This is a genomic window from Amycolatopsis sp. NBC_00355 (assembly GCF_036104975.1).
Lineage (GTDB): Bacteria > Actinomycetota > Actinomycetes > Mycobacteriales > Pseudonocardiaceae > Amycolatopsis.
The window spans coordinates 8,981,285-9,007,572 of the sequence record NZ_CP107982.1 but is presented as its reverse complement, the minus strand read 5'-3'; the positions used below and the strand labels follow the sequence as shown (position 1 = coordinate 9,007,572).

At 71.6% G+C, this 26,288-nt stretch carries 26 protein-coding genes; 13 read left to right on the top strand and 13 right to left on the bottom strand.

Translation table 11 applies throughout. The annotated features are described in order from the left end of the window. Positions 1–43: 43 nt before the first annotated feature. Both OHS18_RS41695 and OHS18_RS41690 read right to left on the bottom strand, forming a co-directional pair. Positions 44–637, bottom strand: coding sequence for a hypothetical protein (locus OHS18_RS41695; protein WP_328443131.1), 594 nt, complete (start codon positions 635–637; stop codon positions 44–46). A 52-nt stretch (positions 638–689) separates the two neighbouring features. Next, positions 690–1,193, bottom strand: coding sequence for a DUF3145 domain-containing protein (locus OHS18_RS41690; protein WP_247062565.1), 504 nt, complete (start codon positions 1,191–1,193; stop codon positions 690–692). A gap of 265 nt (positions 1,194–1,458) precedes the next feature. Here OHS18_RS41690 and OHS18_RS41685 point away from each other — a divergent pair, with 265 nt between their 5' ends. Then, positions 1,459–4,158, top strand: a complete 2,700-nt coding sequence (locus tag OHS18_RS41685) for a hypothetical protein (protein ID WP_328614500.1) — start codon at positions 1,459–1,461, stop codon at positions 4,156–4,158. A 1-nt stretch (position 4,159) separates the two neighbouring features. Here OHS18_RS41685 and OHS18_RS41680 read toward each other — a convergent pair whose 3' ends face one another. Next, positions 4,160–5,554 carry a dihydrolipoyl dehydrogenase family protein gene (locus tag OHS18_RS41680; protein ID WP_328443133.1) on the bottom strand — a complete coding sequence of 465 codons (1,395 nt, stop codon included), beginning with the start codon at positions 5,552–5,554 and terminating at the stop codon, positions 4,160–4,162. 139 nt (positions 5,555–5,693) lie between these two features. On the opposite strand from OHS18_RS41680, the gene OHS18_RS41675 reads away from it, so the two are divergent. Continuing rightward, positions 5,694–6,245, top strand: coding sequence for an Lsr2 dimerization domain-containing protein (locus OHS18_RS41675; protein WP_328614499.1), 552 nt, complete (start codon positions 5,694–5,696; stop codon positions 6,243–6,245). 81 nt (positions 6,246–6,326) lie between these two features. Here OHS18_RS41675 and OHS18_RS41670 read toward each other — a convergent pair whose 3' ends face one another. The 5 genes from OHS18_RS41670 to OHS18_RS41650 all read right to left on the bottom strand — a co-directional run bounded on the left by OHS18_RS41670 (position 6,327) and on the right by OHS18_RS41650 (position 10,651). Then, positions 6,327–7,106: a lipoate--protein ligase family protein gene (locus tag OHS18_RS41670; protein ID WP_328443135.1), complete on the bottom strand. Its 780-nt coding sequence runs from the start codon at positions 7,104–7,106 to the stop codon at positions 6,327–6,329. After that, positions 7,103–8,491 carry an NAD(P)(+) transhydrogenase (Re/Si-specific) subunit beta gene (locus OHS18_RS41665; protein WP_328614498.1) on the bottom strand — a complete coding sequence of 463 codons (1,389 nt, stop codon included), beginning with the start codon at positions 8,489–8,491 and terminating at the stop codon, positions 7,103–7,105. The genes OHS18_RS41670 and OHS18_RS41665 overlap by 4 nt, the downstream gene beginning before the upstream one ends. Further along, on the bottom strand, positions 8,488–8,802 hold the full coding sequence (locus tag OHS18_RS41660; protein WP_328443137.1) for an NAD(P) transhydrogenase subunit alpha: 315 nt from the start codon (positions 8,800–8,802) through the stop codon (positions 8,488–8,490). Before OHS18_RS41660 ends, OHS18_RS41665 begins: the two co-directional genes overlap by 4 nt. Next, a complete protein-coding gene (locus tag OHS18_RS41655; RefSeq protein ID WP_328614497.1) occupies positions 8,799–9,911 on the bottom strand; it encodes a Re/Si-specific NAD(P)(+) transhydrogenase subunit alpha in 1,113 nt (370 codons plus the stop codon). Before OHS18_RS41655 ends, OHS18_RS41660 begins: the two co-directional genes overlap by 4 nt. A 122-nt stretch (positions 9,912–10,033) precedes the next feature. Beyond that, positions 10,034–10,651, bottom strand: coding sequence for a TetR family transcriptional regulator (locus OHS18_RS41650; protein WP_328618670.1), 618 nt, complete (start codon positions 10,649–10,651; stop codon positions 10,034–10,036). Positions 10,652–10,844: 193 nt separating this feature from the next. On the opposite strand from OHS18_RS41650, the gene OHS18_RS41645 reads away from it, so the two are divergent. The 5 genes from OHS18_RS41645 to OHS18_RS41625 all read left to right on the top strand — a co-directional run bounded on the left by OHS18_RS41645 (position 10,845) and on the right by OHS18_RS41625 (position 15,691). Further along, positions 10,845–11,915: a ferredoxin reductase gene (locus OHS18_RS41645; RefSeq protein ID WP_328443140.1), complete on the top strand. Its 1,071-nt coding sequence runs from the start codon at positions 10,845–10,847 to the stop codon at positions 11,913–11,915. 11 nt (positions 11,916–11,926) lie between these two features. Further along, positions 11,927–13,042 (top strand): fatty acid desaturase family protein, encoded by a 1,116-nt coding sequence (locus OHS18_RS41640; RefSeq protein WP_328614496.1) that lies wholly within the window; start codon positions 11,927–11,929, stop codon positions 13,040–13,042. A gap of 13 nt (positions 13,043–13,055) precedes the next feature. Continuing rightward, on the top strand, positions 13,056–13,265 hold the full coding sequence (locus tag OHS18_RS41635) for a hypothetical protein (RefSeq protein WP_328443142.1): 210 nt from the start codon (positions 13,056–13,058) through the stop codon (positions 13,263–13,265). 201 nt (positions 13,266–13,466) lie between these two features. Continuing rightward, entirely contained in the window at positions 13,467–14,777 is a 1,311-nt protein-coding gene (locus OHS18_RS41630) for a sensor histidine kinase (RefSeq protein WP_328614495.1), read from the top strand. 269 nt (positions 14,778–15,046) lie between these two features. Continuing rightward, positions 15,047–15,691, top strand: a complete 645-nt coding sequence (locus OHS18_RS41625; RefSeq protein ID WP_328614494.1) for a response regulator transcription factor — start codon at positions 15,047–15,049, stop codon at positions 15,689–15,691. Here the strand turns inward: OHS18_RS41625 and OHS18_RS41620 are convergent. Further along, on the bottom strand, positions 15,676–16,326 hold the full coding sequence (locus tag OHS18_RS41620; protein WP_328614493.1) for a TetR/AcrR family transcriptional regulator: 651 nt from the start codon (positions 16,324–16,326) through the stop codon (positions 15,676–15,678). The two genes, OHS18_RS41625 and OHS18_RS41620, sit on opposite strands and share 16 nt — an antisense overlap. A 53-nt stretch (positions 16,327–16,379) precedes the next feature. Here OHS18_RS41620 and OHS18_RS41615 point away from each other — a divergent pair, with 53 nt between their 5' ends. From OHS18_RS41615 to OHS18_RS41605, 3 genes are read left to right on the top strand one after another with little or no spacing between them, the layout of a single operon-like run. Next, positions 16,380–16,772, top strand: a complete 393-nt coding sequence (locus tag OHS18_RS41615) for a cupin domain-containing protein (RefSeq protein ID WP_328443146.1) — start codon at positions 16,380–16,382, stop codon at positions 16,770–16,772. Further along, positions 16,769–17,989 carry an MFS transporter gene (locus OHS18_RS41610; RefSeq protein WP_328614492.1) on the top strand — a complete coding sequence of 407 codons (1,221 nt, stop codon included), beginning with the start codon at positions 16,769–16,771 and terminating at the stop codon, positions 17,987–17,989. Before OHS18_RS41615 ends, OHS18_RS41610 begins: the two co-directional genes overlap by 4 nt. Before the next feature lie 10 nt (positions 17,990–17,999). Then, the gene (locus tag OHS18_RS41605; RefSeq protein ID WP_328443148.1) at positions 18,000–18,410 is read left to right on the top strand and encodes a secondary thiamine-phosphate synthase enzyme YjbQ; all 411 of its coding nucleotides are present in this window, start codon (positions 18,000–18,002) and stop codon (positions 18,408–18,410) included. On the opposite strand, the gene OHS18_RS41600 is transcribed toward OHS18_RS41605, so the two are convergent. Continuing rightward, positions 18,348–19,352 (bottom strand): ABC transporter permease, encoded by a 1,005-nt coding sequence (locus OHS18_RS41600; protein WP_328614491.1) that lies wholly within the window; start codon positions 19,350–19,352, stop codon positions 18,348–18,350. The genes OHS18_RS41605 and OHS18_RS41600 overlap by 63 nt on opposite strands. Before the next feature lie 104 nt (positions 19,353–19,456). Between OHS18_RS41600 and OHS18_RS41595 the strand changes: the two genes are divergently transcribed. Together OHS18_RS41595 and OHS18_RS41590 are read left to right on the top strand one after the other, a co-directional pair. Continuing rightward, the gene (locus tag OHS18_RS41595; RefSeq protein ID WP_328614490.1) at positions 19,457–20,152 is read left to right on the top strand and encodes a haloacid dehalogenase-like hydrolase; all 696 of its coding nucleotides are present in this window, start codon (positions 19,457–19,459) and stop codon (positions 20,150–20,152) included. A gap of 123 nt (positions 20,153–20,275) precedes the next feature. Then, positions 20,276–22,402, top strand: a complete 2,127-nt coding sequence (locus OHS18_RS41590) for a bifunctional lysylphosphatidylglycerol flippase/synthetase MprF (RefSeq protein WP_328614489.1) — start codon at positions 20,276–20,278, stop codon at positions 22,400–22,402. Here OHS18_RS41590 and OHS18_RS41585 read toward each other — a convergent pair. Genes OHS18_RS41585 through OHS18_RS41575 form a run of 3 tightly spaced genes read right to left on the bottom strand, consistent with a single transcriptional unit; the run spans position 22,380 to position 25,779 of the window. Continuing rightward, entirely contained in the window at positions 22,380–23,042 is a 663-nt protein-coding gene (locus OHS18_RS41585) for a hypothetical protein (protein WP_328443152.1), read from the bottom strand. The genes OHS18_RS41590 and OHS18_RS41585 overlap by 23 nt on opposite strands. A 26-nt stretch (positions 23,043–23,068) precedes the next feature. Beyond that, on the bottom strand, positions 23,069–24,031 hold the full coding sequence (locus OHS18_RS41580) for a hypothetical protein (protein ID WP_328614488.1): 963 nt from the start codon (positions 24,029–24,031) through the stop codon (positions 23,069–23,071). Then, positions 24,031–25,779: a proline--tRNA ligase gene (locus tag OHS18_RS41575; protein WP_328443154.1), complete on the bottom strand. Its 1,749-nt coding sequence runs from the start codon at positions 25,777–25,779 to the stop codon at positions 24,031–24,033. Before OHS18_RS41575 ends, OHS18_RS41580 begins: the two co-directional genes overlap by 1 nt. A 124-nt stretch (positions 25,780–25,903) precedes the next feature. Between OHS18_RS41575 and OHS18_RS41570 the strand changes: the two genes are divergently transcribed. After that, positions 25,904–26,260, top strand: coding sequence for a VOC family protein (locus OHS18_RS41570; RefSeq protein ID WP_328443155.1), 357 nt, complete (start codon positions 25,904–25,906; stop codon positions 26,258–26,260). The last annotated feature ends 28 nt before the right edge of the window (positions 26,261–26,288 follow it).

The window sequence follows — 26,288 nt, the reverse complement described above, 5'->3', positions numbered from 1 at the left end:
ACCAACGAGAACGGGCCCGGCTTCGGCCGGGCCCGTTCTCGTTTCAGCACTTCTGGTGTTCGGGGGGTGGGCCGCTGTCCACGGCGGCGATCCTCAGCGCGGACTTCTCGACGACCATCGGCAGCACGAGCCGCCACTGGATGCACGGCTCGGGGAACCACGTCGGAGCGTCTTCGACCGCCTGCTCGCTCCGGAAGCCGACCAGGACCCGCAGCGACGTGCCGGAGCCGCGCTCGATCCGGTAGACGACGGCTTCGCTGTCCTTTGTGGTCTTGATGCCGGCCTTCCACGCGCCGGGCGGCTGCTGCGCCGCCCGCTCCGAGGTGACCACGGACGTCCACTGCGAGTACTGCTGGGCGTTGATGGCCGAGAAGTACGTCTCCAGCACCTTGCGCACCTCGTCGGCACGCGGGTGCGACTGCGCGTCCGGTGTCATCCCGACGACGTCCGGCTCGGTCGGCTGGCGACCGGTCGCCGACTGGGGCACCGTCACCGGCGCCGAGGCGTCGCCGGCGGGCTGGTCGGGACGGCGGTAGAGCTCGCGCGCGAGCAGGCCGCCGCCCACGGTCACGGACAGCACCACGACCACGACGGGCACCAGCCAGCGCTGGCGGGGGCTGGAGGCGGGGGTCGTCACGCGGAAGAGCGTACCGGCCCCGCCACCGGTCCCGTGCCGCCGGAGTCCCGTGCTAGCCGACCTGGTGCAGCCAGGTCACCGGAGCACCGTCACCGGCGTGACGGTACGGCTCGAGCGCTTCGTCCCAGCTCGCGGCCAGGAGTTCGTCGAGCTTGTGCGCCAGCGACTCGCCGCCGCGGGTCATGCTCACGAGTGCGCGCAGCTGGTCCTCGCCCACCACGATGTCGCCGTTGGCGCTGGTCCGTCCGTGCCACAGGCCGAGCCCGGGCGCGAAGCAGAACCGTTCGCCGTCGACGCCCGCGCTGGGCTCTTCGGTGACTTCGAACCGAATCATCGGCCACGCCTTGAGGGCCGCCGCCAATCTGGCGCCGGTGCCCGCGGGCGCGCGCCATCCGCATTCGGCGCGAAGCTGACCCGGACTGGCCGGCTGCGCCGTCCACTTCAGGTCGACTCGGGCGTTGAGGGTGCCCGAAATAGCCCACTCGACGTGCGGACACACCGCAGACGGCGACGAGTGGACGTACACCACACCTCGGGTGCTGCCACGGGTGCTCACTGCTACCTCCGCTTGCTCGACGAGGGACGTCTTCCCCTACGCCCTGAAATCGAGCTGCGCGGCGTCAGTGCGGCTCCCGAATACCGCCTCCGATGCGTTGTAGCACATTCTGCACCCCAACCGTGCTGTTTGGCCACATGAACACCACAAGTCACCCGCAGCACCACTTTCGGTGGGACGCGGCCGCGTCGTCCCCGTGTCGCGCCTCGGATACGACCGGGCGCGCTAGCGTGATGCTCCGGAACGACGAGCAGGGAGGGTTTCGGTGCGACTGGTGCGCCTCGAGCGGCAGCAGTCCCGGGTGGCGGACGACATCCGGGCGGCGCTGGCGTCCCTGGGCCGCGGCAGCACCGTCGTCGGCGGGATCGCGCTGATCGGCGTCGGCACGGTGACGGATCGCCCGATCGAGGCGGTGGTTCTGCTGCCCCACGGCGTGATCGTCGTCATCGGCGTCGACCTGCCGGACCCGGCGCTGCGGCTGGAAGCCCCGCTGGGAGCGGAATGGCGAGCCGACGGCTGGCCCCTGGTGGCCGACGACGACGCGATCAACCCGGCGACGGAGGCCCTGGACCTGTCCCAGGTCTGCGAAAGCCGCATCGTGGAACTGGTCCCGGGCACGGCACCGGTGGGCACGATCGTGGCGGTCGGCCCGTACGTCGAAACGGTCGACCAGCCCGCGAGCGACCTGGCGGGCCCGGTGAGGGTCCTGCACCCGACCCCCACGACCATGCTGGCGGCGGCGGTCTCCCTGGCGACGGCCCACCGCCCCCGGTCGGTCGACCAGGTCCGCGCCCTGATCCGCGGCCTGGCCCCCGAGGCGCCCGAGCTTTCCGACGAAGTCCTTCTGCGTGAGGGATTCAGCCGGTTCAGTGACGACACGCCGCCGGAGTCCCTTTGGGACACCACGCCCCGCTCGGCCGGAACGACCACAGTGTCCGCCCGCCCGGCCGCGGGCTGGCGAACCGAGACACCGGTGGCGGCGAGCGCTTCGAGCGCGCCGAGCGCCGTGAGTGCGCTGAGTGCGCCGAGTGCCGTGAGTGCGCTGAATGCGCTGAGTGCAAGCGGCCGAACGCAACTCGCCGATCCGCCTACCGCGCTGATCGGGGCGGGTTCCGCCCTCGATCACGCGAGTTCCGGGGCGGATCACGCAAATTCCGCGCTTGATCACGCAAGTTCCGATGCGGGGCAAGCGAGTGTGGAACTGGAGCCCGCGAGTTCCGCCTCAGATCACGCGGATGACGAGTCAGAGCAGCCAGGTTCCGGCCGGGACCACGCGAGCGTGGGTCTCGAGCCCGCGAGTTCCGGCCAAGACCACGCGAGTGTGGGTCTCGAGCCCGCGAATTCCGCCTCAGATCACGCGAGTGTCGAGTCGGAGCCCGCGAGTTCTGCTCCGGATCATGCGGATGTCGGGTCAGAGCACCCGAGTTCCGGCCAAGATCACGCGCCGAGCCCCGGTCGTGCACCGACCGACGAGCCCCGCACGGTCGCCGGCCCTTCCGCGGCCGAAGGCCTTGCCGCGATTGGCATCCCAAAGTCCGCCGAGCCCAGCGTATCCACGGATTCCGCTCCGGCGAAGGCTTCCACGACGGTGCCGGACTCGGCCGCCGCACCCGGCACCACGAAATCCGTCGCCGAGGCCGGCACTTCGGCGGGCTCCCTCCCCGTGCAGGTCCTTGCCGTGGCTCCGAACACAGCCACGGCGACCAGCACCTCGGCGGCTCCCGCGCCGGCCCCCGCGATGGTCGCGAACCCCGGTGCCACGAAATCCGTCGCGCCCGGTGATTCCAGCCTGACGCGAACCCCCGCGATCACTCCGGACACGGCCGATACCTCAGGTACTTCCGCCCCCGCGCGGACGGTGCCCCCGAGCGCGACCGCCAAACCCGGCAACCCCGCCGAGCCCGCCGAACCCAGCAACTCCGCCGAGTCCGCCGAGTCCGCCGAGTCCGCCGAGTCCGCCGAGTCCGCCGAGTCCGCCGAGGACAGTGCCTCCACGGTTTCCCTGCCTGCACCAACCCCGGCGACGATTTCGACCACCGCACCCCGGTCCGGCGCCACGAATTCCGCCGAACCCGAGACCTCTTCGGATTTTGCGGACACCGAACGCACCGAAACTCTCGCCAAACCCGCCACGGCCCGCCCTGTCTTCCCCGGGGCCGAGCAGATTCCGCCCTACCGGCCGGCCGCGGACCCCGGGCGGACCGAATCCCTCGCCTCGCCCGCCGGCACCGAATCCGCCGCCCCGCCCGAACGCACCGAGACCCTCAAGCACCCGACGGCCGCTCCGCCTCCCCCGCCGGAGTCCTACCCGCACTCCCGGCCGGGTCCCGTTCCCCGGCGGAAGTCCGCGGCGCCCACTTCGCGGACCGTGCGGTGGCTGCCGCTCGGGGCGATCGGGTTGCTGGTCGCCTTGGTCGTCGCCGCGGTGATCGTCGCCACCGGTGGGGATGACACTCCCGCCGCGCCCGTCGCGCAGTCGCCGGCGCCCTCCAGCCGGCCACCCGCCTCGGCGCCCGCCAGTGTCGCGCCCGCCGAGAGCCTGCAGTTCTCGCTGCGCGCCGCCGACGAGGATCAGCGGTGCGCGTCGCACGCTTTCGGGGACGCGCAGGCCAGCCTGCAGCAGACCAGCTGCTCGGGCGTGCGGCGGGCGAGTTACGCCACGACCGTCGACGGCCGGGCCGGCGCGGTGACCGTCGGCATCGTCGCCTTCCCCGACGCCGCGCAGGCGGCCGCCTTCAAGGCCGTCGTCGACACTCCGGGCGGCGGCGGGATCCTCGACCTCGCCGCCGAGACCGGCAAGTGGGGCACGCCGGCGCCGCGGTTCGAGAACGCCGCCTACACGAGCCGGGTGGAGGGCACCTCCGTCCGGGTGGTGCAGGCGGTGTGGGTGCCGGGACCGTCCACTGCGGACGATCCCGGCCTGGCCCGGGCGGCGAAGGCCGCCCTGGACCTGCCCGCGCGGTAGCTCAGAGCCCGTAGGCCTCGAGCAGCCGCAGCCACACCTCGCTGATCGTCGGGAACGACGGCACCGCGTGCCACAACCGGTCGAGCGGCACCTCACCGACGATCGCGATCGTCGCCGAGTGCAGCAGCTCCGAGACGTCCTGGCCGACGAACGTCACGCCGAGCAGCACGTTCCGCTCGGTGTCGACGACCATCCGCGCCTTGCCCTGGTACCCGTCCGCGTGCAACGACGAGCCCGCCACCGCGATGTCGATGTCGACGACGCGGTCGTTCGAGCCCTCACGCGCGTCCGACAGACCGACGGAGGCGACCTCCGGGTCGGTGAACACCACCTGTGGCACGGCGTGGTGGTCGGCGGTCGCGGTGAACGGGCTCCACGGCGAGGTGTCGACCTTCTCGCCCTTCGCCAGCGCGGCCACCGTGTCGCCCGCCGCGCGGGCGCCGTACTTGCCCTGGTGGGTCAGCGGGGCGCGGCCGGTGACGTCGCCGGCGGCGAACAGCCACGCACCGTCCACTGCGGACACCTGGCCGGTGTCGTCGACGGTGAGCGGGCCGCCGGCCTCGACGCCGAACTCCTCCAGACCGAGCCCGGCCGTGCCGGGACGCCGTCCGGTCGCCACCAGGAACTCGTCGACGACGAGGACCTCGCCGTCCTTCAGCGTCAGCTCGGTGCCGTTCTCGCCCGCGGCGACCCGCTCGACACCCGACATCGTGTGGACGAACACGCCCACCTCCCGCAGGCCCGCCAGCACGAGGTCGCCGACGAAGTCCGCGTTGCGCGGCAGCGGGCGCTCGCCGGTGATCACCAGGTGCACCTCCGCGCCGAGAGTCGCCCAGGCCTGCGCCATCTCGACACCGACCACGCCGCCGCCGAGGACGCCGAGCCGGGCCGGCACGGCCGAGGCCGACGTCGCCTCGCGCGAACCCCACGGCCGGATCGTGTCGATCCCCGGGATCTTCGGGGTGTTCGGGACGCTGCCGGTGCACACGATCACCGCGTGCCGCGCGGTCAGGACGCGGTCGCCGTCCACGGTGACCTCGCGCTCACCGGTGAGGACGCCGTGCCCGCGGACCGGCTCGATGCCCGCGCCGCGGGCCCACTCGACCTGGCCCGAGTCGTCGCCCTTGCCGGTGAACCAGTCCCGGCGGGCGAACACCTGGCCCGGGTCGAGCGCGTCGCCGACGGGCACCCCCGGGATCCGTTTCGCCGCGGCGAGGAGATTTCCCGGCCGCAGCAAGGCCTTGCTCGGGATGCAGGCCCAGTAGGAGCACTCGCCCCCGAAGCGTTCGTGCTCGACGAGCGCGACCTTCAGGCCGCCGCGAGCCGCTCGCTCGGCGGCCACTTCGCCCACCGGGCCCGCGCCGATCACCACTACGTCAAAAGTCTGTCCGGACATGGCATCAGCGCACACCACCACGCGGGATCACGCAAGCCAACGGCTATCCTCGTCAGGAAGCTGCAAGCTGTCGGCGGCCCCGGGGTGTCGCCGAACCCGGGTGCCCGCGCATCACACGTTCGAGCACGGGAGGTTTGTCGTGGCCAGGAACACGGCTGTGCGGGTGCTGGATGATCTGACCGGCGAGGCCGCCGGGGAGACCGTCGGGTTCGCGCTGGACGGCATCGACTACGACATCGACCTCTCCTTCGCCAACGCCGAGACGCTGCGAGCCCTGCTTCGGCGCTACGCCGACGCCGGCCGCCGCACCGGTGGCCGCAAGCGGCAGCCGCGGATCGTCCCGGGCGCGAAGAAGCCCCGTGCGAAGGCCGCCCCGAAGGCGAAGGCCGCGAAGCCGGTCGCCGGCCGTCGTACCGCGGTCGCCGCCAAGGCCGCGCCCGCCCCGGCCAAGGCCCGGGCCACCAAAGCGGCGCCGAAAGCTGCCGCGCCGGCCAAGACGCGGACCGCCAAGGCCGCGGCCACGAAGGCCACCCCGGTGAAGGCGACAACCCGCGCGAAGACCACCACCACGGCGAAGGCCGAACCCGCGAAGCCGGCTCGCACCCGGAAGGCTGCGGAGCCGCCGAAGACGACCCGCGCGTCGGCCCGCAAGGTACCCACGGTCACCTTCTCGGCGGCCGAGAACCGCTAGGTCCACAGTAGACAGACGTGCCGTGAGGGGCACCCTTATGGCTCTTACGGCCATGAGGGTGCCCCTCACGACATCGGCGGGTCATTGCGCGCGCTGGGCGCCGTCCGCGTGCCAGGACGGGTACCGGTAGCGGGTGTGCAGCAGCGCCCGCTGCCGGGTCAGCTCGGCCGCGGACGGCGGGCGCGGCACGAGCGTTCCGAGGATCTGCGACGCCGCCGCGCGCACCGCGGCTTCGACCGCCGGGAAGCCGGGCCGCAGGCCGTGTTCGGCCAGCGACGCGACGGGGCTGCGGTGGGAGTCGAGCGGACGCGGGTCCGGCGGCGCGCTCGTCAGATAGCGGCCGACGAGGGCGGCGGACGTCTCGACCAGCAGAGTCGAGTGGGCCAGCAGGCCGTCCTTGGTGCGGAAGACGGCGAAGCCGCACAGCTTCGCGTCTTCGACGAACAGCCCGCGGTCGCCGATCCGCGGCACCAGCCCGAGCTGGTCCACGGCGGCGCTCATCACCTTGCCGAGCGCTTCGAGCGGCCGGTCGGCCGGGCCGGGCTGGGACATTCGGGCCGGGGGCTCCGCCACCCGGCCCCCCGAAAGCGGCAGCACCAGCGTGACGTTGAGGTTGCCCGGGTCGTGGAACACGGTGCCGCCGCCGCTCGCGCGCCGCAGCACCGGGACGCCGTCGCGCTCGCACGCCTCGACGTGCACTTCGCGCGCGATCCGCTGACCGCGCCCCACGACAACGCACACCGGGTTGCGCCAGAGCCACACGACCGGTGACCCGGGCGCAACCCGGAGGAGCGCTTCGTCGAACGCGAGGTTCTCGGCGGGGTCGGTGAACGCCGCACGCACATCCGACCCGCTCGTCATAACGCCTTGAGTTCCTCCACGATCTCGCCCACCGACGACTTGGCGTCGCCGAAGAGCATGCTGGTCTTCGGATCGTAGAACAGGTCGTTGTCGATCCCGGCGAAGCCCGAGCTCATGCCGCGTTTCAAGACGATCACGGACCGGCTCTCGTTGACCTTGAGGATCGGCATCCCGTAGATCGGCGAGGTCGGGTCGGTCTGCGCGGCCGGGTTGGTGACGTCGTTCGCGCCGATCACCAGCGCGACGTCGGTCTGGGCGAACTCGGAGTTGATCTCGTCCATCTCCTTGAGCTGCTCGTACGGCACGTCGGCCTCGGCGAGCAGCACGTTCATGTGCCCGGGCATCCGGCCGGCGACCGGGTGGATCGCGTACTCGACCGTGATGCCCTTCTTCTCCAGCAGCTTCGCCATCTCCCGGACGGTGTGCTGCGCCTGCGCCACGGCCATGCCGTAACCCGGCACCACGACGACCTTGCTGGCGTACGCCATCTGGATCGCCGTGTCGGCCGCACTCGTCGAGCGCACCGGGCGCTCTTCCTTCGCTCCTCCGCCGGACGCGACCGCCGGGCCGCCGCCGAAGCCGCCCGCGATGATCGCCGGGATGGACCGGTTCATCGCCTTGGCCATCAGGTTGGTCAGGATCGAGCCGGACGCGCCGACGATCATCCCGGCCACGATCAGCGCGGTGTTGTCCAGCGCCAGGCCCATCGCCGCGGCCGACAGCCCGGTGAACGCGTTGAGCAGCGAGATCACCACCGGCATGTCCGCGCCGCCGATCGGCAGCACCACGGTGAGGCCGAGGATGCCCGCCGCGACGAGCAGCCCGACGATCAGCAGCCAGGAGTCGCCGCCGGCGACGATGACCACCGCGCAGCCCAGCGCGATCAGCAGCAGCAGCGCGTTGATCGGCTGCTGCAGCTTGCCCATGCTGATCGGGCGGCCGCTGATCAGCTCCTGCAGCTTGCCGAACGCGATGTTCGAGCCCCAGAAGGAGATCGACCCGATGATCGCGGCGAACAGCGACGCGATCGCGATGTACATGGGTTCGTGCGCGTAACCATCCGTGGAGTTGAACTCGACCCACGCGATGAGCGCGACCGCGCCGCCGCCGACGCCGTTGAACAGCGCCACCATCTGCGGCATCGCGGTCATCTTGACCTTGCGCGCGGACGGCACGCCGACCAGCGCGCCGATCGCGACGCCGAGGACGATCAGCAGCCAGTTGCCCATGCCCGGGGTGAGCAGGGTGGCGAGCACCGCGACGCCCATGCCGACCGCGGCGATCCAGTTGCCGCGGACCGCGGTGCGCGGGCCGGTGAGGCCCATCAGGCCGTAGATGAAGAGGGCGAACGCGATGATGTAGAGGATCGCGACGAAGTCGATCACTTCTCGTCCTCCTCATCGGCGGCCGGTGCTTTTTTGGCCTTGAACATCGACAGCATCCGGTCGGTGACCAGGAACCCGCCGACGACGTTGATCGTGCCGAAGGCGATCGCGATCACCAGCAGGATCTTGTTGAAGACGCCGTCGACGCCGAGGCCGAGCACGACCAGCCCGCCCAGCAGCACGATCCCGTGGATCGCGTTGGTGCCGGACATCAGCGGCGTGTGCAGGGTGTTGGGCACCTTCGAGATGACGGCGAAGCCGACGAACCCGGCGAGCACGAGCACCGCCAGGTTCTGCACGAGTGGGCTCACGCGACGCTCCCTTCGCGCCCGGCCACGCAGGCCCCGGCGACGATCTCGTCCTCGAAGTCCAGCTTCAGCTCGCCTTCCTTCGTCACGAGCAGCTCCAGCAGCTCGGTGACGTTGCGGGCGTAGAGCTCACTGGCGTGCGAAGGCATTTCGGCCGGCAGGTTCAGCGGGGACGAGATGGTGACGTCGTGCTCCACGACGTCCTCCCCCGGTTTGGTCAGCTCGCAGTTGCCGCCGCTTTCGCCGGCCAGGTCGACCACGACCGAACCGGCCGGCATGCCCTTGACGGCGTCCGCGGTGACCAGGGTCGGCGCCTTGCGCCCGGGCACCAGCGCCGTGGTGATCACGACGTCGAACCGCGTGATCGCCTCGGTGAGCCGGCGCTGCTGCTCTTCGCGCTCCTCCGCCGTCAGCTCGCGGGCGTAGCCGCCTTCGCCGACCGCTTCGATGCCGAGGTCGAGGAACTGCGCGCCGAGCGACTTGACCTGCTCGCCGACCTCGGGCCGGACGTCGTAGCCGGTGGTCTGCGCGCCGAGGCGCTTCGCCGTGGCCAGTGCCTGCAGCCCGGCGACGCCGGCGCCGAGCACCAGCACCTTCGCCGGGGGCACGGTGCCGGCCGCGGTGGTGAGCATCGGGAAGAACCGCGGGAGCTTCTGGGCCGCGAGCAGCACCGCGCGGTAGCCGCCGATGCTGGCCTGGGACGACAGCGCGTCCATCGCCTGGGCGCGGGAGATCCGCGGGACGGCCTCCATCGCGAACGCCCGGAGGCCGGCCTCTTCGAGCTTCGCGAGCCCTTCCGGGTTTCCGCGCGGGTCGAGGAAGCCGATGAGCACGGTGCCCCGGCCCAGCTTCGCGACCTCGTCGGCCGTGGGTGGGTTCACCTTGACGACGACGGGCGCTTTCCAGGCGTCGCCGAGTTCGGCGCCCGCCTGGGTGTACGCGTCGTCGCTGAGGTGCGCACCGGCCCCGGCACCCGGCTCGACGAGCGCCCGCAGACCGCGTTGCGCGAGCCTCCCGACGAGTTTCGGCACCATGGCCACCCGGCGCTCTCCGGGGCGTGACTCGGTCACCACACCCACGGTGAGCTGCTGATGCTGTTCGCTGTCCGCCACACGACCTCCTCATCGGCGAGGAACGATCCGTGGGTTGTACCACGCCGGACCGACAGTCCCCACTGACCTGAGTCGGAAGTCTCGCAGTTGTCCGGTGAATCCGGGCGTCGTGCGGAAAATGTTCAGCGAGTCTTCCAGTGTGGAACGCCGAGCAAGATCAACCGCAGCCGTTTTTCCGCCATTCCGGTGATTTTCGGATCTTCACCGGGCCGTGCTTCCAGCAGTTCGACAATCGTCGCCAGCATCACGGAAACGATCAAGTCGGCCAGCATGTGCAGGTCGTCGGTCGTCCACGAACGCAGCGTCGCGAACCGGGCGAGGTCGATCGCCAGATCACCGGAGAACATCCGCAGCTCGACGCCGATGGCCCGCGCCAGCGGGCCGCCGCCGTACCGCTCACGCGTCAGGAACCGGAAATGGTCCTCGTGCGCGCGCACGAATTGGTGCAGCGTGGCCACCGAGGCGCTGATCATCCCGTGGTAGGTGTCCGGGTCGGTGCGCGCGGACCGGATCATGCCGCGCAGCGTGCGCGTCGCCTCTTCGACGAGCGCGACGCCGAGTTCTTCCATCGACGCGAAGTGGCGGTAGAAGGCCGTCGGCACCAGGCCCGCGCCTTTCGCGACCTCGCGCAGCGAAAGGCTGGCGAACGGGCGGTCGGCCAGCAGGTCCAAGGCCGCGTCGAGCAACGCCTGGCGCGTGCGCTGCTTGCGCTCCTGACGGCTTACTGGCTCCTCTGGCACGTCGTCCAGCGTACGGACTTCTTTTGGGGGTGCAGGGGGCCTGCCCCCTGCCGGGGCTCGGGGCGGAGCCCCGCTAGACACAGCGTCTACCGCGTTGCTCACGTCACATCCTCCGCCTCTCGCGTTGACAGGTCGTCCACTCATGCCGTGCACTGTTGAGTGTACAGTCGTTCACTGTAATCGAGGAGGTCCGATGACGGCGCTCTTGCCCAAGCGGGTCCGCCGGCTCGCCTCGCTCGCCGAGGCGCTGCTCACGCCCCACGGAATGGACCGGTATCTCGAGCTCGTCGACCCGATGCTGGTCCGCCGGGAGGTCCGCGGGCTGGTCACGGCCGTGCGGAAGCAGACACCCGACAGCGTCACGCTCACCGTGCGGCCCAGCCGCGCGTGGCCCGGCTTCACCGCCGGGCAGTACGTCCGGCTGCAGGTGTCGATCGACGGCGTCCGGCGCACCCGCTGCTATTCGCCGTGCGGTTCGCAGTACGCCGGCGAACTCGAGTTCACGGTCAAGGAGCAGGGCCTGGTCTCCGGGCACCTGAACCGCGAGCTCGGCGTCGGTTCAGTGGTCGGACTGTCCACACCGGACGGCACGTTCACGCTGCCCGCCACCCGGCCGGAGCGGGTGCTGCTGATCAGCGGCGGCAGCGGGGTCACGCCGGTGCTCGCCATGGCGCGCACCCTCGTCGACGAGGGTCACCGCGGCGAGATCGTGTTCCTGCACTACTCGAACGGCCCGTCCGACGTGCTCTACCGCACCGAGCTGGCCGAGCTCGCCGCCCGGCACCCCGGGCTGCGGGTCGTGCACGCGTACACCCACGCGAAGACCGGCGGCGACCTGCGCGGGTTCTTCGCGCCGGAGCACCTCGAAGAGGCCGCTCCCTGGTACCGCGACGCCGAAACGTTCGTCTGCGGCCCGAAGCCGCTCATGGACGCCGTGCGCGAGCAGCTCGGTGAACGGGTGCACACCGAAGAGTTCACGCCGCCCGCGTTGACCTTCGACACCGCGAACGCGGAGGGCCAGGTGCGCTTCAAGCGCAGCGGCCGCGAGTGCGCAAACTCCGGGAAGCCGTTGCTGGAGCAGGCCGAAGAAGCCGGGCTCTCGCCGGAGCACGGCTGCCGGATGGGCATCTGCTTCTCCTGCACCCAGCTCAAGACGGCCGGCCGCGTCCGCAACGCCAAGACGGGCGAGATCTCCGGCGAAGAAGACGAAGAAATCCAGCTCTGCATCTCCGTCCCCGTCGGGGACGTCGAGATCGACGCTTAAGGAGTACCGCCATGACCGGTCTGCAGGACCGACTCACCCCGGCCCAGGTCGAGGAGTTCGGCCGCGAGCTCGACGCGCTGCGGCAGCGGATCGTCGACGACCTCGGCCAGGAGGACGTCGACTACATCCACAACGTCATCAAGACCCAGCGCGGTCTCGAGGTCGCCGGCCGGGCGCTGCTGTTCGCCGGGTTCTTCCCGCCCGCGTGGCTCGCCGGCGTCGGCGCGCTGTCGCTGGCGAAGGTGCTCGACAACATGGAGATCGGCCACAACGTCATGCACGGCCAGTACGACTGGACGCGCGACCCGGCGCTGAGCTCGCAGCGCTTCGAGTGGGACAACGTGGCGCCGGCCGAGAACTGGCGGCACTCGCACAACTACATCCACCACACCTACACCAACATCCTCGACAAGGACCGCGACATCGGTTACGGCGTCCTGCGGATGGACCCGGCCCAGCGGTGGCACCCGTACTACCTGGGCAACCCGGCGTACGCGACGCTGCTGGCGGTGTTCTTCCAGTGGGGCGTGATGCTGCACGACCTGGAGTTCGACCGGATCGTCAAGGGCGAGCGCAAGTGGTCGGACACCACCGAGGTCGTCCGGAAGATGGTCAAGAAGGCGTCCCGGCAGGTCGGCAAGGACTACGTGCTGTTCCCGCTGCTGACCGGCCCGCTGGCGCCGCTGACCTTCGCCGGCAACGCGACCGCGAACCTGGTCCGCAACCTCTGGTCGTTCTCGATCATCTTCTGCGGGCACTTCCCCGCCGACGTCGAGAGCTTCACCGAGGAGGAGACCGAGAACGAGTCGCGCGGGCAGTGGTACCTGCGCCAGATCCTCGGCTCGGCCAACATCACCGGCGGTCCGCTGTTCCACATCATGAGCGGGAACCTGTCGCACCAGATCGAGCACCACCTGTTCCCGGACATCCCGGCCCGCCGGTACCCGGAGATCGCCGGCGAGGTGCGCGCGCTCTGCGAGAAGTACGGCCTGCCCTACCACACGGGCCCGCTGCACAAGCAGCTCTGGTCGGTGGCGAAGAAGCTCACGAAGCTCGCGTTGCCGTGGAACGGCGCTCCGCGCGCACGCGCTACGGTAGAGCGCGACCAGGAACTCCGCGCGGCATAGAAGGACGATGCTCATGGTCGGGCAGTTCGAGAGCGGCAAGGACACGGTCCAGGTGATCACCGAGTCGGCCGCGACCCACATCGGCAACATCGCGACCATCATCACCGGCGCGGTGCGCGACATCGCCCGCGAAACCGGTGACTGGCTCACTGACGTCATCGAGATGCGCGAAGCGGCGCAGAAGGCACGCGAAGACCGCGACGAGCCGGAACTCGACGACTGAGAGTTTCCGCGAAAGCCGCTTTGAGGACTGCAGGGTCCTCGAAGCGGCTTTCGCGCGCTTCCGGCAAAGCCGTGAAGGGCACCTTCAGGGACATAGCGTCCCTGAAGGTGCCCTTCACGGCTTTCCGGCAACCGGAACCGTCGGTGCCGGCCGGTAGCGTGGAATTCGGGGGCGCCCCCGCCGGGTATGGGGGAAATCCGGATGGGCAGCGCGGCGCGGACCGGTGAGACTGGAGCCGTGACCAGCCTTGATCTGCCCCGTCCCCACCTGCTGCGGCGGGTGTTCGGGCCGCTGGCCGCGCGGGACTTCTGGGCCGAGTACGCGTGGCTGTGGCTCTCCGGCCCGCTGACGCTGTTCTCCCTGGCCAGCCTGCTCGTCGTGCTCGTGCTCGGCCTGTGGCTGACGCCCGTGCTCATCGGGTTCCTCGTGCTCGCCGGCGCCCTGCTCTACGCCCGTGGCCTCGGCGCCGCCCACCGCGGGCTGGCGCGGGCGCTGCTCGGCGTGAGCGTGCCTGCCCCGCGCCGTCCCGAGCTGAAACCCGGCCTGTGGAGCTGGGTGAAGGCGCGCGTCGGCGACCCGGCGGGCTGGCGGACGGCGGGCTACCTGCTGCTACGGCTCCCGCTGACCTTCGCCGGCCTGCTCACGGCGTTCTCCGCGACGTTCTTCGGCCTGGCCGCGACCAGCTACGCCTTCCTCTGGTTCCCGCTCGGCGAGCAGCACCTGCCCGTCTTCGGCATCCGCGCCGAGGGCTGGGTGGGCGCGCTCGCCTGGTCGGCGTCCGGGCTGCTGGTGCTGGTGGCGCTGCCGTGGGTGGTGCACGCCTTCGTCGCGCTCGACCGGCTGCTCGTGGTCGGGCTGCTCGGCGAGCGCGTGCTGTCCGAGCGGGTCCGCGACCTGGAGGCGAGCCGGGCGACGGCGGTCGAGGACTCGGCGTTGCGGCTGCGGCGGATCGAGCGCGACCTGCACGACGGCGCCCAGGCCCAGCTGGTGGCGCTGGCCATGAAACTGGGGCTGGCCAAGGACGAGCTGAAAGCCGACGACCTCGACGTCGCCCAGGTCCGGCAGCTGGTCACCGCCGCGCACGCCAACGCGAAGCAGGCGCTGACCGAGCTTCGGGACCTCGCCCGCGGCATCCACCCGGCGGCCTTGGACGCCGGCCTCGACGTGGCGCTGGCCACGCTCGTCGCGACGTCCGGCATGGACGCGCGGGTCACCGTCGAACTCCCCCGGCGGCCACCGCCGTCACTGGAGACGATCGTCTACTTCAGCGCCGCCGAGCTGCTGACGAACGCCGCGAAACACGGCGGCGCGACGCTGGTCGAGATCCGCGAGGACCGGGATGTGCTGTGGCTGCTCGTGCGCGACAGCGGCCGGGGCGGGGCCCGGATCGTGCCCGGCGGCGGGCTCGCCGGGGTCGCCGAACGGCTGCGGACGGTCGACGGCGGGCTGGCCGTGACCAGCCCGCCGGGCGGTCCGACCGAAGTGACCGCGCGGGTGCCGCTGCCACGATGAGGCTGCGCGGAGTGCACCACGGTGGAACCGCGTGTGTACGGCGAGTCGATCGCTTCGTAAGCCGTCGACGCGGAGACTCCGCCGGCGCGAGCGACTTGGCGTCAGCACTCCTTGCCGGCCAAAACGTACTACGTCGCCGGGCGAGGCGAAGCGACGTCACCCGCGCCGGGCGGCGCCGGCGGTCGAACCGGCTCGAAGAGCCGGATCCGGCCGGCTGACTCCGACGAACACACGACCGGCCGGCTTCCCGAACCGCTAGGGTCGGCGGCATGCGGATCGTCATCGCGGAGGACTCCACCATCCTGCGCCAGGGCCTGGTGGAGCTGCTGAACTTCCGCGGCCACGAGGTCGTCGCCGCGGTGAAGGACGCCGACGCCCTGCGCGCCGCGGTGACCGAGCACTCGCCCGATGTGTCCATTGTGGACATCAGGATGCCGCCGTCGCACACCGACGAGGGCCTGCGGGCGGCGATCGCGTTGCGCGGCGAGCTGCCCGGCTGCGCGATCCTGCTGTTCTCCCAGTACGTCGAGACCGAGTACGCGGCGCAGCTGCTGGCCGACCGCGCGGGCGGCGTCGGCTACCTGCTGAAGGACCGCGTCGCCGAGGTGTCGGACTTCCTGGACGCGCTGCGCCGGGTCGCGGACGGCGAAACGGTCCTCGACCCCGAAGTCGTCCGCCAGCTGTTCTCGGCGACCCGCCGGACGGACGCGCTGAGCGGGCTCACCCCGCGCGAACGCGAGGTGCTGGGCCTGATGGCCGAAGGCCGGTCGAACTCCGCGATCGCGGCGGAGCTGTTCCTCTCGGCCGGCTCGGTCGAGAAGTACGTGACGTCGATCTTCGGCAAGCTGGGGCTGCCACCGTCCGAAGGGGACAATCGCCGGGTGCTGGCCGTGTTGCGCTACTTGGATTCCTGAGCGAGCATCCCGTCGACGAACGCCCGTAGCCCACGGGCGAAGGTGTCGCGTTCGGCCAGCTCCGGCCAGCGCTCCCCGATCGCCGCGAGACTGGGGAACCGGGTTTCGTCCAGCTTCTCGAAGACGGCGTCGCGGTAGCGCGGCCGGCCCATCGCGGCGCGCCGCGCGGCGCGCACGCGGACCAGGATCTCCCCGGCCGTGTAGTACCAGATGTTCCGGTAGAGCTCGACGGCCTCGTCCTGGGTCCGGCCGCAGCCGATCGCCCCGCCGACGATGGCGTCGACCATCCAGAGGGCCGACTCGCCGAGCAGATCGTCGGCCGTCAGGACCTCCACCGCCTCCGGCCAGGGGGCCAGCGCGTCGTGCATCACGGTCGCCGCGACGACGATCCGCTCGCGCGGGTCCTCCGGCAGCTCGGGTCGCTTCAGCCGGGAGGCGTAGTAGTCGAGCAGCTGGATCATCAGGTCGTCCTTGTCGCGGACGTGGTGGTAGAGCGTCGTCGTGCCGACGCCCAGCTCCGTGGCCAGCCGCCGGACCGTCAGCTTGTGCCAGCCCTCGCCGTCGAGGATCACCCGCGCCGCTTCGAGGATCTGCGGGCGTGAAGTCGTCGGCGGCCGGCCGATGGGTCGTGGCATGCCTTCCATCATGCCGGTCGACGCCCGACCGGCGCGCGTGCTACTTTCGGAACATGTTCGAAAACTACGACCTGTTCAAGACCATGATCCACTTACGGCCAGGGGGCGTCGCCGAGGCATCCGGCCCAGGCGACCGCCGCGAGGCACTGACCGGGGACGCCGCGAGCCTGTGGAGCCTCGGCGCGTTCCACGCCGAGAGCGACACCGCCGTGCACGCCGACCACTGGGAGCGGCACCCGAACGGGCACGAGGTGCTCTTCGTGTTCTCCGGCGCGCTGCGCGTCTACTTGAGAGACGAAGGGCCGGAGCCGGTGACCACACTGAAGGCCGGGCAGTCGTTCATCGTCCCGCCCGGCCGGTGGCACCGGCTGGCCGTCGAAGAGCCCGCCGACCTGCTGTCCATCACGCCGCGGTCGGGCACCGAGCACGAAAGAGCCGCGGCGTGAGCGCGGATCGGCGAGGCATCCTGGTGGTGTGCCTGGCCGTGTTCGGGCTGATGGCGGGGCAGCAGATGCTGAACCCGATCCTCCCGCCGCTGGCCCGGGAGTTCGGGTTCAGCGAACTGGCGCTGGGCGCCGTGTGGGCGGTCGGCGGCGCGGGTGTGGTGCTGGCGAGCCCGTTCTGGGGGCGCCGCGGCGCGTCGTGGGGCCACCGGCCGGTCCTGCTGATCTCCCTGGCCGGCGCGATGATCGCGCTCCTGGCGTTCGCGCTCGTCGCCCGGCTCGGGCTCAGCGGCACCCTGGCGGTACCGGTGCTGTTCACGCTGGTGCTGCTCACCCGCGGTGTCGTGTTCGGGCTCGCGTGGGCCGCGACGCCGGTGACAGCGCAGTCGTACATCGCCGACCTGACGTCGGGGCCCGCCGAGCGGGTGCGGGGGATGTCGATGTTCGGTGCCGCACAAGGGCTCGCGCTCGCGGTCGGGCCGGCGCTCGGCGGCGTGCTGAGCCTCGCCGGGCTGATCGTGCCGATCTACGTCGCGCCGGTCATCCTGGCCGTGATCGCCGTGCTGGTCGCGATCGGCCTGCCGAAGCCGCCGCCGCGGGAAGTGCGGGCTCCCCTGGTGAAGGTCAGCCCGGCCGACCGGCGGATGTGGCCGTTCCTGCTCATCGGGTTCGGCCTGTACCTCGCGCTCGCGATCGTGCTCATGACCGTCGGCTTCCTGGTGCAGGACCGGCTGGGCCTGGCCACGCGGGACACGAGCCGGGTGACCGGCCTGATCATGCTGGCCGGCGCCGGGCTGATCATCCTCGTCCAGGTGCTGGCCGTGCCGCGGCTGAAGTGGACACCGGTGCGGCTCATCCGGGTGGGCGCGGTCGTCATGACCGGCGGCATGCTGCTCGTGGCTTTCACGTCGAGCGCGCTCCTGCTCGGCGTCGGTGTCGCCGTCCTCGGGGCGGGGATGGGGTTCGCCACGCCGGGCTTCATGTCCGCGCCGACGCTGCTCGCCACGCGGGAGGAGCAGGGCGCCGTCGCCGGGCTGGTCGGTTCGGCCAGCGCGCTGGCGTTCATGGGCGGCCCGTTGCTGGGCACCGGCCTGTACGAGATCTCCCCCACCGTCCCGTACGCCACCGGCGCGGTGCTGCTGGCGGGGCTGGCCGTCTTCGCCTTCACCCGGCTCGGCACCTCGACCCGGCAACCCGCGGAACCGGTGGCCGCTCCTTAGGCTGGAGTCCATGTACTCCACCGAGATCGAGGTCCGCACCGGTTCCGACGCCGTCGTCCACGACCTCACGCACGAGGCCGAGTCGTTCCTGCGCGACGCGGACGCACACGACGGGCTGCTGCACGTCTGGGTCCCGCACGCCACCGCGGGCCTGGCGATCCTCGAGACGGGCGCGGGCAGCGACGAAGACCTGCTGACCGCGCTCGACGAGATCCTCCCCCGCGACGGCCGCTGGCGGCACCGGCACGGGAGTCCCGGTCACGGCCGTGACCACGTGCTTCCCGCGCTGGTGCCGCCCTACGCGTCGGTCCCGGTGCTCGGCGGCGTGCTCGCGCTGGGCACCTGGCAGTCGATCTGCCTAGTGGACACCAACCTCGACAACCCGGTCCGCCGCGTGCGGTTCAGCTTCCTCGCGGGCTGACCGGCCCGGCCACAGCGCGACCGCCAGCCCGGCGGCCAGCAGCGCGCCGAGCACCCAGCCGCCGGTCGTGACGTCGGGCGCGTCCGGTACACCCTGCAGCAGGCTGCGCAGGCCTTCGGCGGAGAAACGGAACGGCGTCCACGACCAGAGCAGCGTGCGGTAGGCCGGGTTCAGCAGCTCCGGCACCTGCCCGGCGACGGCGGGCGCGACCAGGTAGAGCGGGCCGAGCACGGCCATCGCGCGCAGCCCGAGCAGGCGCAGCAGGCCGGCCTGCACGGCGGCGAACGCCGTCGCGGCGAGGAACACGAAGCCGAGGACGTCCGCGGTCAGCGGCAACGCGGCGTCCCACAGCGCGAAGAACCCGGCCACCACGGCCGTGACCAGCACCCCGACCCCGATCACCTGCAGGAACCGGGCGCCCGCGCCGAGTGCGCGCCCGGTACGCGTCGCCAGCTGCGTCAACGCGAGCCCGGCGACGAGAGCGCCGATCCAGGCCAGGGCGCTGGCGGCCAGCGGCGCGGTCCGCCCGGCGAGGCTCACCGGGTGCAGCACCTCCTGCTTCGGCGCTGCGGCCAGCGCGCTCGCGGCGCCGGTCAGCGCCTGCTGCGCGACTTGGGTGCCCGCCGGGTTGACCGCGCCCGAGGTGACGACCGTCGCGGACGGTCCCGGCCCGAGTTCGAGCACGCCGTAGACCTTCTTGTCCTCCAACAGCTTCCGCGCGTCGGCCGGGGTCGCGATGGTCCACGCGAGCTGGCCGCCGCCGTGCGCGGCGATGCGTTGCGCGACTTCCGGCGGTGCGGCGACCGCGACCGGGACGCCGTCCGGCGCGACGGTGGCCTGCGCGCCGAAGGTGAGGAACCCGAGCGCCACCGCCACCAGCGCGCCGGCCAGGGCGGCGACCAGGGCGAGAGCCCCGGCGGGGCGCCGGACAGGACCGGTCATGACAGCCTCCATTTATTCTTCGTGCGTTGAATTAATCTCACGGTAAGAGCCGTCGCCGAAGAAGTCAACACGTGTTGAATAGTGCCGCCGGTAACCTCGGACCCGTGACGAAGACGCGGCTGGTGCTCTGGGACATCGACCACACGCTGGTGGACTACACCGGCCTCGGCGCCGCTTGGTACACCGCGGCGCTGGCCGCGACGACCGGCGCCGAACTCAAGACCTACCCCGACTTCGGGGGCCGCACCGAGCGGGCGATCAGCACCGACCTGCTCATCGCGCACGGCATCGAGCCGACCGAGGAGCTGCTGCAGGCGCTCTGGAAGGCGCTGATCGCGGAGTCCGAGCGGGCCGTCGAGCACCTGCCGACCAGCGGCCGGGCCCTGCCGGGCGCCGCGGCGGCGTTGACCGCGTTCGCCGAGCACGACGACGTCGTCCAGTCCCTGGTCACCGGCAACCTGCCGGAGATCTCGCGGCACAAGCTCGCCGCGTTCGGTCTGGACGAGCACCTCGACCTGGACATCGGCGGTTACGGCACGCTCTCGGCGCACCGCCCGGACCTGGTCCCGCACGCCGTCGCGCAGGCGGTGGCCAAGCACGGGGCGCCGTTCGCCGCCGACGCCGTGGTCGTCATCGGCGACACCCCGAGCGACGTCGAAGCCGCGCTGGCCCACGGCGCGATCGCGGTCGCCGTCGCGACCGGGCACTACCCCGCGGCGGAACTGCGGGCGGCGGGCGCGCACACGGTGCTGCCGGATCTGGCCGACACGGACGCCGTCCGGAGCGCCGTTCTCGGCTGACGACCCCGAAGGTCGTCGTCCTCGGGACCGGGATGACCCTCACTCCGAGGGAGGACTCCCCTAAGGGAAATCTCGCTCTGCCGTCGGATGTCCGGAACGGCCGCACTCGCCAGACTTCCCCTCATGACTGAAACAGCGTCGGCGGGCCTGCCCGCCGGAGGGGGACGCATCCGCGGCACGGTCGCGGTACTGAGGCAGCGGCTGCCGTTCACCAGCAGTGTCGTCCTCGCCATGCTCCTGCTGGCCGTCGCGACCGGGGCGCTCTGGAGCGCCGCCGAAGACCGCGCGGCCTACCCGTTCGTCGCCTACGGACTGCCGTCGCTGGAGGCGGGCCGGTGGTGGACGATGCTCACCGGGCCCTTCTTCGCCGTCATCCCCTGGTACTACCTCCCGATGGTCGGCAGCTTCGCGCTCTTCGCGGGCTTCGCCGAGTGGCAGCTGGGGACGCGCCGCGCGCTGGCCGTGACGATCGGCGGTCAGTTCGTCTCGGTGCTCGTCGCCACCCAGTTCCTCGCGCTGTCCCGCAACTCCGGCTGGCTGTGGGCCGAGCGGATGGCGGGCAGCCTCGACGTCGGGTTCTCCGGCGGCGCGCTCGCCGCCGTCGCGGTCGCCAGCGCGACGCTGCGGCCGCCGTGGCGCCTGCGGCTGCGGGCCGGGCTCTGCGTGTACGCCGGCGTCGCGATCATCTACGTCGGCACGCTCGCCGACCTCGTGCACTTCTTCGCGCTGGTGCTGGCCATCCCGCTCGGGAAGCGGCTCGTCGGCCCGCGCGGCACGACCGACACCGCGGGGCCGAACGTGCGGGAGTGGCGGCTGCTGATCGTCGCCGGCCTGCTCCTGCTCACCGTCGCCGAAGTCGTGATGTTCCTGGTGCCCGGCGACGGCCCGTTCGGTTCCGCGGAAGGCGTTTCGCTGACGGCGCCGGAGCTGGCGATCCTCGTCCTGCTGGTGGTGCCGATGCTCAACGGCCTGCGCAAGGGCGGCCGCGTCGCGTGGCGCTGGGCCGTCGCGCTCTCGGTGTTCGTGACGCTGCAGGGCCTCGCGGCCGCCACCCTGATCGGGCTGGCCGACGTCTTCGGCGGCGACTACGACACCGCAGGCCTGCCGCTGTTCTTCGTGGACAATCTCTTGTGGACGGTCGAGCTGATCGTCCTGATCGCCGGACGTCACGCCTTCCGGGTGCCTTCGCGACGCCGGCTGCGGCGCCACGCCCAGGGTCCGGGGGTGGCGCTGGCCCGCACGCTGCTCGGGCGGCACGGCGGCAGCACGCTGTCGTGGATGACGACGTGGCCGCGCAACACGTACTTCGTCCGCGAAGACGGCCGTTCCTACCTCGCCTACCGCCGGCACGCGGGTGTCGCGGTCGCGCTCGGCGATCCGATCGCGCCGGACGGCACCGCGGCGGCGACGGTCACCGAGTTCGCGGCCATGTGCGAGAACTCCGGCCTGGTGCCGTGCGTGTTCTCGGCGACCGAAGCCACCGTCGCGGCGACGCGTGAGCTGGGCTGGCAGCACGTCCAGGTGGCCGAGGACAACGTGCTCGACCTCGACGGCCTCGAGTTCCGCGGCAAGGCGTGGCAGGACGTCCGCTCCGCGCTGAACAAGGCCGCCAAGCAGCACATCGACTTCCGGCTGGTCCGCTTGGCCGACCAGCCGGAACCCATCCTCGCCCAGGTCCGGGCGTTGTCGGAGGAGTGGATGTCGGACAAGGCCATGCCGGAGATGGGCTTCACCCTCGGCGGCCTCGACGAGGCGATGGACCCGGCGACCCGCGTCGGCCTCGCGGTGGACGCGGAGGGCGTCGTCCACGGCGTGACGTCCTGGCTCCCGGTCTACACGGGCGCGGGCAAGGTCGGCGGCTGGACGCTGGACGTCATGCGCCGCAGCGCCCACGGTTTCCGTCCGGTGATGGAGTTCCTGATCGCGTCGGCCTGCCTGGCCTTCCGCGAAGAGGGTGCCCGGTTCGTTTCCCTGTCCGGTGCTCCGCTGGCCCGCAGCGCCGACGGGGCGCCGACGCGCACGATCGACCGGACGCTGGAGTCGCTGGGCCGCGTGATGGAGCCGTACTACGGGTTCCGCTCGCTGCACGCGTTCAAGGCGAAGTTCCAGCCGCGGCACGTCCCGCTGTACCTGGCGTTCCGCGACGAAGCCGACCTGCCGCGGATCGGCCTGGCGCTGAGCCGCGCGTACCTGCCGGACGTCCGGCTGCGCGAACTGGCGAAGCTGGTCAGTAGCTCTCGGGGACGCTGATCCGCTGCGGGAATGGGATTTTCCGGCGGCTGACGACGTTCTGGTCCTTCGCGATCAGGGCGCCGTCGGTCAGCCGGAGCCAGTGCCCGTTGTGCGAGTCACTGAACGCGACCATCACCCCGGGCGTCAGATCCGTGTCGAGCCGGGCTTCGGGCACCGCCATGCGCCACTTTCCCGGCGGCAGCACGGCGTAGAGGTACTCGTCGTCTTCGATCTCCGGCCCGCGGTGCAGGGTGGAGCCGGTCATCGGCAGGCTCCGCACGAGGTCGAACGAGACGACGACGTGGTTGATCGCCTCGGCATTGGCGTTGGCCACGACCATGCACGTGCGGGGCCCGGCCCGCTCGATCCACGCGGTGACCTTCGCGGCCTGCTCCTGCCGCTCACGCACGTCCCGCTGCCGCCGGTCGGCGCGCGCCTGCCGCCCGTCCCGGATGGCGATCCACAGCGCGACGGCCACGGCGGCGACGGTCCCGACGGCCCCCGCCCACTGCCCGGCCGCGCCCCACCACTCCGGACTGCGGCTGCGCGTCGTCCAGCCCCAGGCCTTGGCCAGCAGCGGTCCGAAGAGGAGCAGGAACCCGGCGACGCCCAGGACACCGAACGCACCGGCGCGAAGCCGTGCGAGCCGCTTGTCCATGGGCCCAGCCTGCCGGACCCCGGCGCTCAGCGGTAGGTGGTCGGCGGCGGCGTGATCGTGCCGCGGTCCGCCGCCGGGACGAACCGGTAGCTCTTGAGGATCCCCACCAGGTCCTCGCGGATCGTGGGCCCGGAACGGTCGGCATCCGCGTACGCCACGACGACGCCGGACGTCACGGCGTCGACGCCGGTGAAGCCCATGGCCGCGACCACCGCGTGCTTCGCCGCGCACTCCCCCGGGTCCGTCGGGATCACGTCCGCGACGACGATCCGGGCGGGTGCCTTGGTGCCGTCGGCCTTCGTGACCTGGGCGTCCGTGCCCGCGTCCGGCGTCACCGTGGCCAGGGGCCCGTTGTCCGGGCTGTACGCGCTGACGCCGAGGTCGGTCACGGCCTTGCGCGCCGCGGCGCCGGGGTCGCCCAGGGGTTCGGTCCTGACGCCCGCGCCGCCGAGGTCGTTCTTCTGGCAGAAGTTCCGGCCCAGGAACGCACTCGTGACGAGCGTGATGCCCGGGACCGCGCCGGTCTTCTCCCAACCGTGCACGGTGGTGGGTTCGGGTTCCCAGTTCGGCGGCACGTCGTAGGCGTACGAGCCGTCCTTGCCCGCGACGGACCGCCAGCCGCTCACCGCGGCGGGCACGGTCACCCGCGGCGACGGTGTCACGACCAGCGGCGGCAGCGGCGCCGGCGTCGACGACGGCCGGTGCGACTTGCCGACGCCGAAAGCGTTCAGCACCCCGGCGATCAGCGCGATGAGCACCAGCCCGACCCACGGTGCCCGCGACGAGCGTCGCCACTTCGGCGGCTTCGCCGCAGGGCGGATCCGCTTCGGCTCCGCACGCGGCGGCTCGACGGTCTCGGGAGTTTCGAAGCCACCGCCCGACGGGAAGCGCGGCGCGTCCGCGGGCTCGTAACCACCGAACCCGCGAAGCGCCGCGTTGTCCTCGTACCCCGGCTTCGCGTCGTCGCGACGCCGGGAAAACCTGCTCATTACGACCGGACGAGCTTGACCAGGTGCTCGACGACAGCTTCGACCGCGATCTCCTCGCGCTCACCCGAGCGCCGGTCCTTGACCTCGACGACACCGTTGGCCAGGCCGCGCCCGACCACCAGGATGGTCGGCACGCCGACCAGCTCGGCGTCGGCGAACTTGACGCCGGGGGTGGCCTTGCGGTCGTCGAGGATGATCTCGAGGCCGGCCGTGTCGAGCTCGGCGGCGAGCTTCTCGGCGCCGGCGCGCACGGCGTCGTCCTTGCCCGCGATGACGATGTGCACGTCGAACGGCGACACCTCGCGCGGCCAGATGATGCCGAGGTCGTCGTGGTTCTGCTCGGCGAGCACGCCGACCAGCCGCGAGACGCCCACGCCGTAGGAGCCCATCGTGATCCGGATCGGCTTCGAGTCGGGGCCCAGGGCGTCCAGCTCGAAGGCGTCGGCGTACTTGCGGCCGAGCTGGAAGATGTGCCCGATCTCGATGCCGCGCGCGGCGACCAGGGTGCCGTGGCCGTCCGGCGACGCGTCGCCCTCGCGGACCTCCGCGGCCTCGATGGTGCCGTCCGGGGTGAAGTCACGGCCGGCGAGCAGGTCGACGACGTGGTGGTCGGCCTTGTCGGCCCCGGTGACCCAGGCGGTGCCGGGCGCGATCCGCGGGTCGGCGAGGTAGCGCACGCCGTTGTCCTGCAGCGCCTTCGGGCCGATGTACCCCTTGACCAGGAACGGGTTCGCCTTGAAGTCGGCCTCGTCGAGCAGCTCGACCTCGGCGGGCTCGAGCGACGCTTCGAGGCGCTTCATGTCCACTTCGCGGTCACCGGGGAGCGCGACGCAGACCAGCTCCCACTCCTTCGCACCCGGCTGACGCGTCTTGAGCATGACGTTCTTGAGGGTGTCGGCGGCGGTGAACTCGCGGCCGAGCCCGGCCGCGTTGAGGAAGTTCACCAGCGACTCGATGGTCGGCGTGTTCGGCGTGTGGTGCACCTGCGCCTCGGGGCGGCCTTCGATCGGCTGCGCGGCCGGCGCGGGCGTCACGACGGCTTCGACGTTCGCCGCGTAACCCGACTCGGTGCTGCGGACGTAGGTGTCCTCGCCGGTCTCGGCGACCGCGAGGAACTCCTCCGACGCCGAGCCGCCCATCGCGCCCGACGTCGCCTTGACCACGACGTACTCGAGGCCGAGGCGGTCGAACAGCTTCGTGTAGGCGGCGCGGTGCGCCTGGTAGGAGCGCTCGAGGCCCTCGTCGTCGAGGTCGAAGGAGTACGAGTCCTTCATGACGAACTCGCGGCCGCGCAGGATGCCGGCGCGGGGACGCGCTTCGTCGCGGTACTTCGTCTGGATCTGGTACAGCGTGACCGGGTAGTCGCGGTAGGAGCTGTACTCGCCCTTGACCGTCAGCGTGAAGAGCTCTTCGTGCGTCGGGCCGAGCAGGTAGTCGGCGCCCTTGCGGTCCTTGAGGCGGAAGAGGCCGTCGCCGTACTCGGTCCAGCGGCCGGTCGCCTCGTAGGGCTCCTTCGGCAGCAGCGCGGGGAACTGGATCTCCTGCGCGCCGATGGCGTTCATCTCGTCGCGCACGACGGCCTCGACGCGGCGCAGCACGCGCAGGCCCAGGGGCAGCCACGAGTACCCGCCCGGGGCGACCCGGCGGACGTAGCCGGCGCGTACCAGGAGCCGGTGGCTCGGTACCTCGGCGTCCGCCGGATCCTCGCGCAACGTGCGAAGGAACAACGACGAAGTCCTGGTGATCACTGCGGGGCTCCCTGCGCCAAGCGGGTGTGAAAGTCCCGCTCAGGGTAGTCACTCCCCCCGTCATGACTCCAACGGGTTACTCGACGGGCCGTTTTTGTCGGTGGTGGTCGCTAGCGTGCGGGTCATGAAACTTCGCATGGCCATGATCACGATCGACTGCGCGGATCCGCGCGGGCTGGCGGAGTTCTGGACAGCGGCGCTCGGCACGACCGTCGCCCAGGACTTCGAGGGCGAGTTCCTGTTCCTCGCCCCACCGGAGGGCGGGCTGACGCTGGGGCTCCAGCGGGTGCCCGAACCACGCGCGGGCAAGAACAGGGTCCACATCGACTTCGGTGCCGAAGACCGGGAAGCGGAGGTGAAACGGCTGGTGGCGCTGGGCGCGACCGAGCAGGCGCAGCACGAGGTACCGGGCTTCGCGTGGACGGTGCTCTCGGATCCCGAGGGCAACGAGTTCTGCGTGTCCGGCTCGCACGCCGGGTAGTCCCCGGCTGCCGGTCCACTCCGCGTCG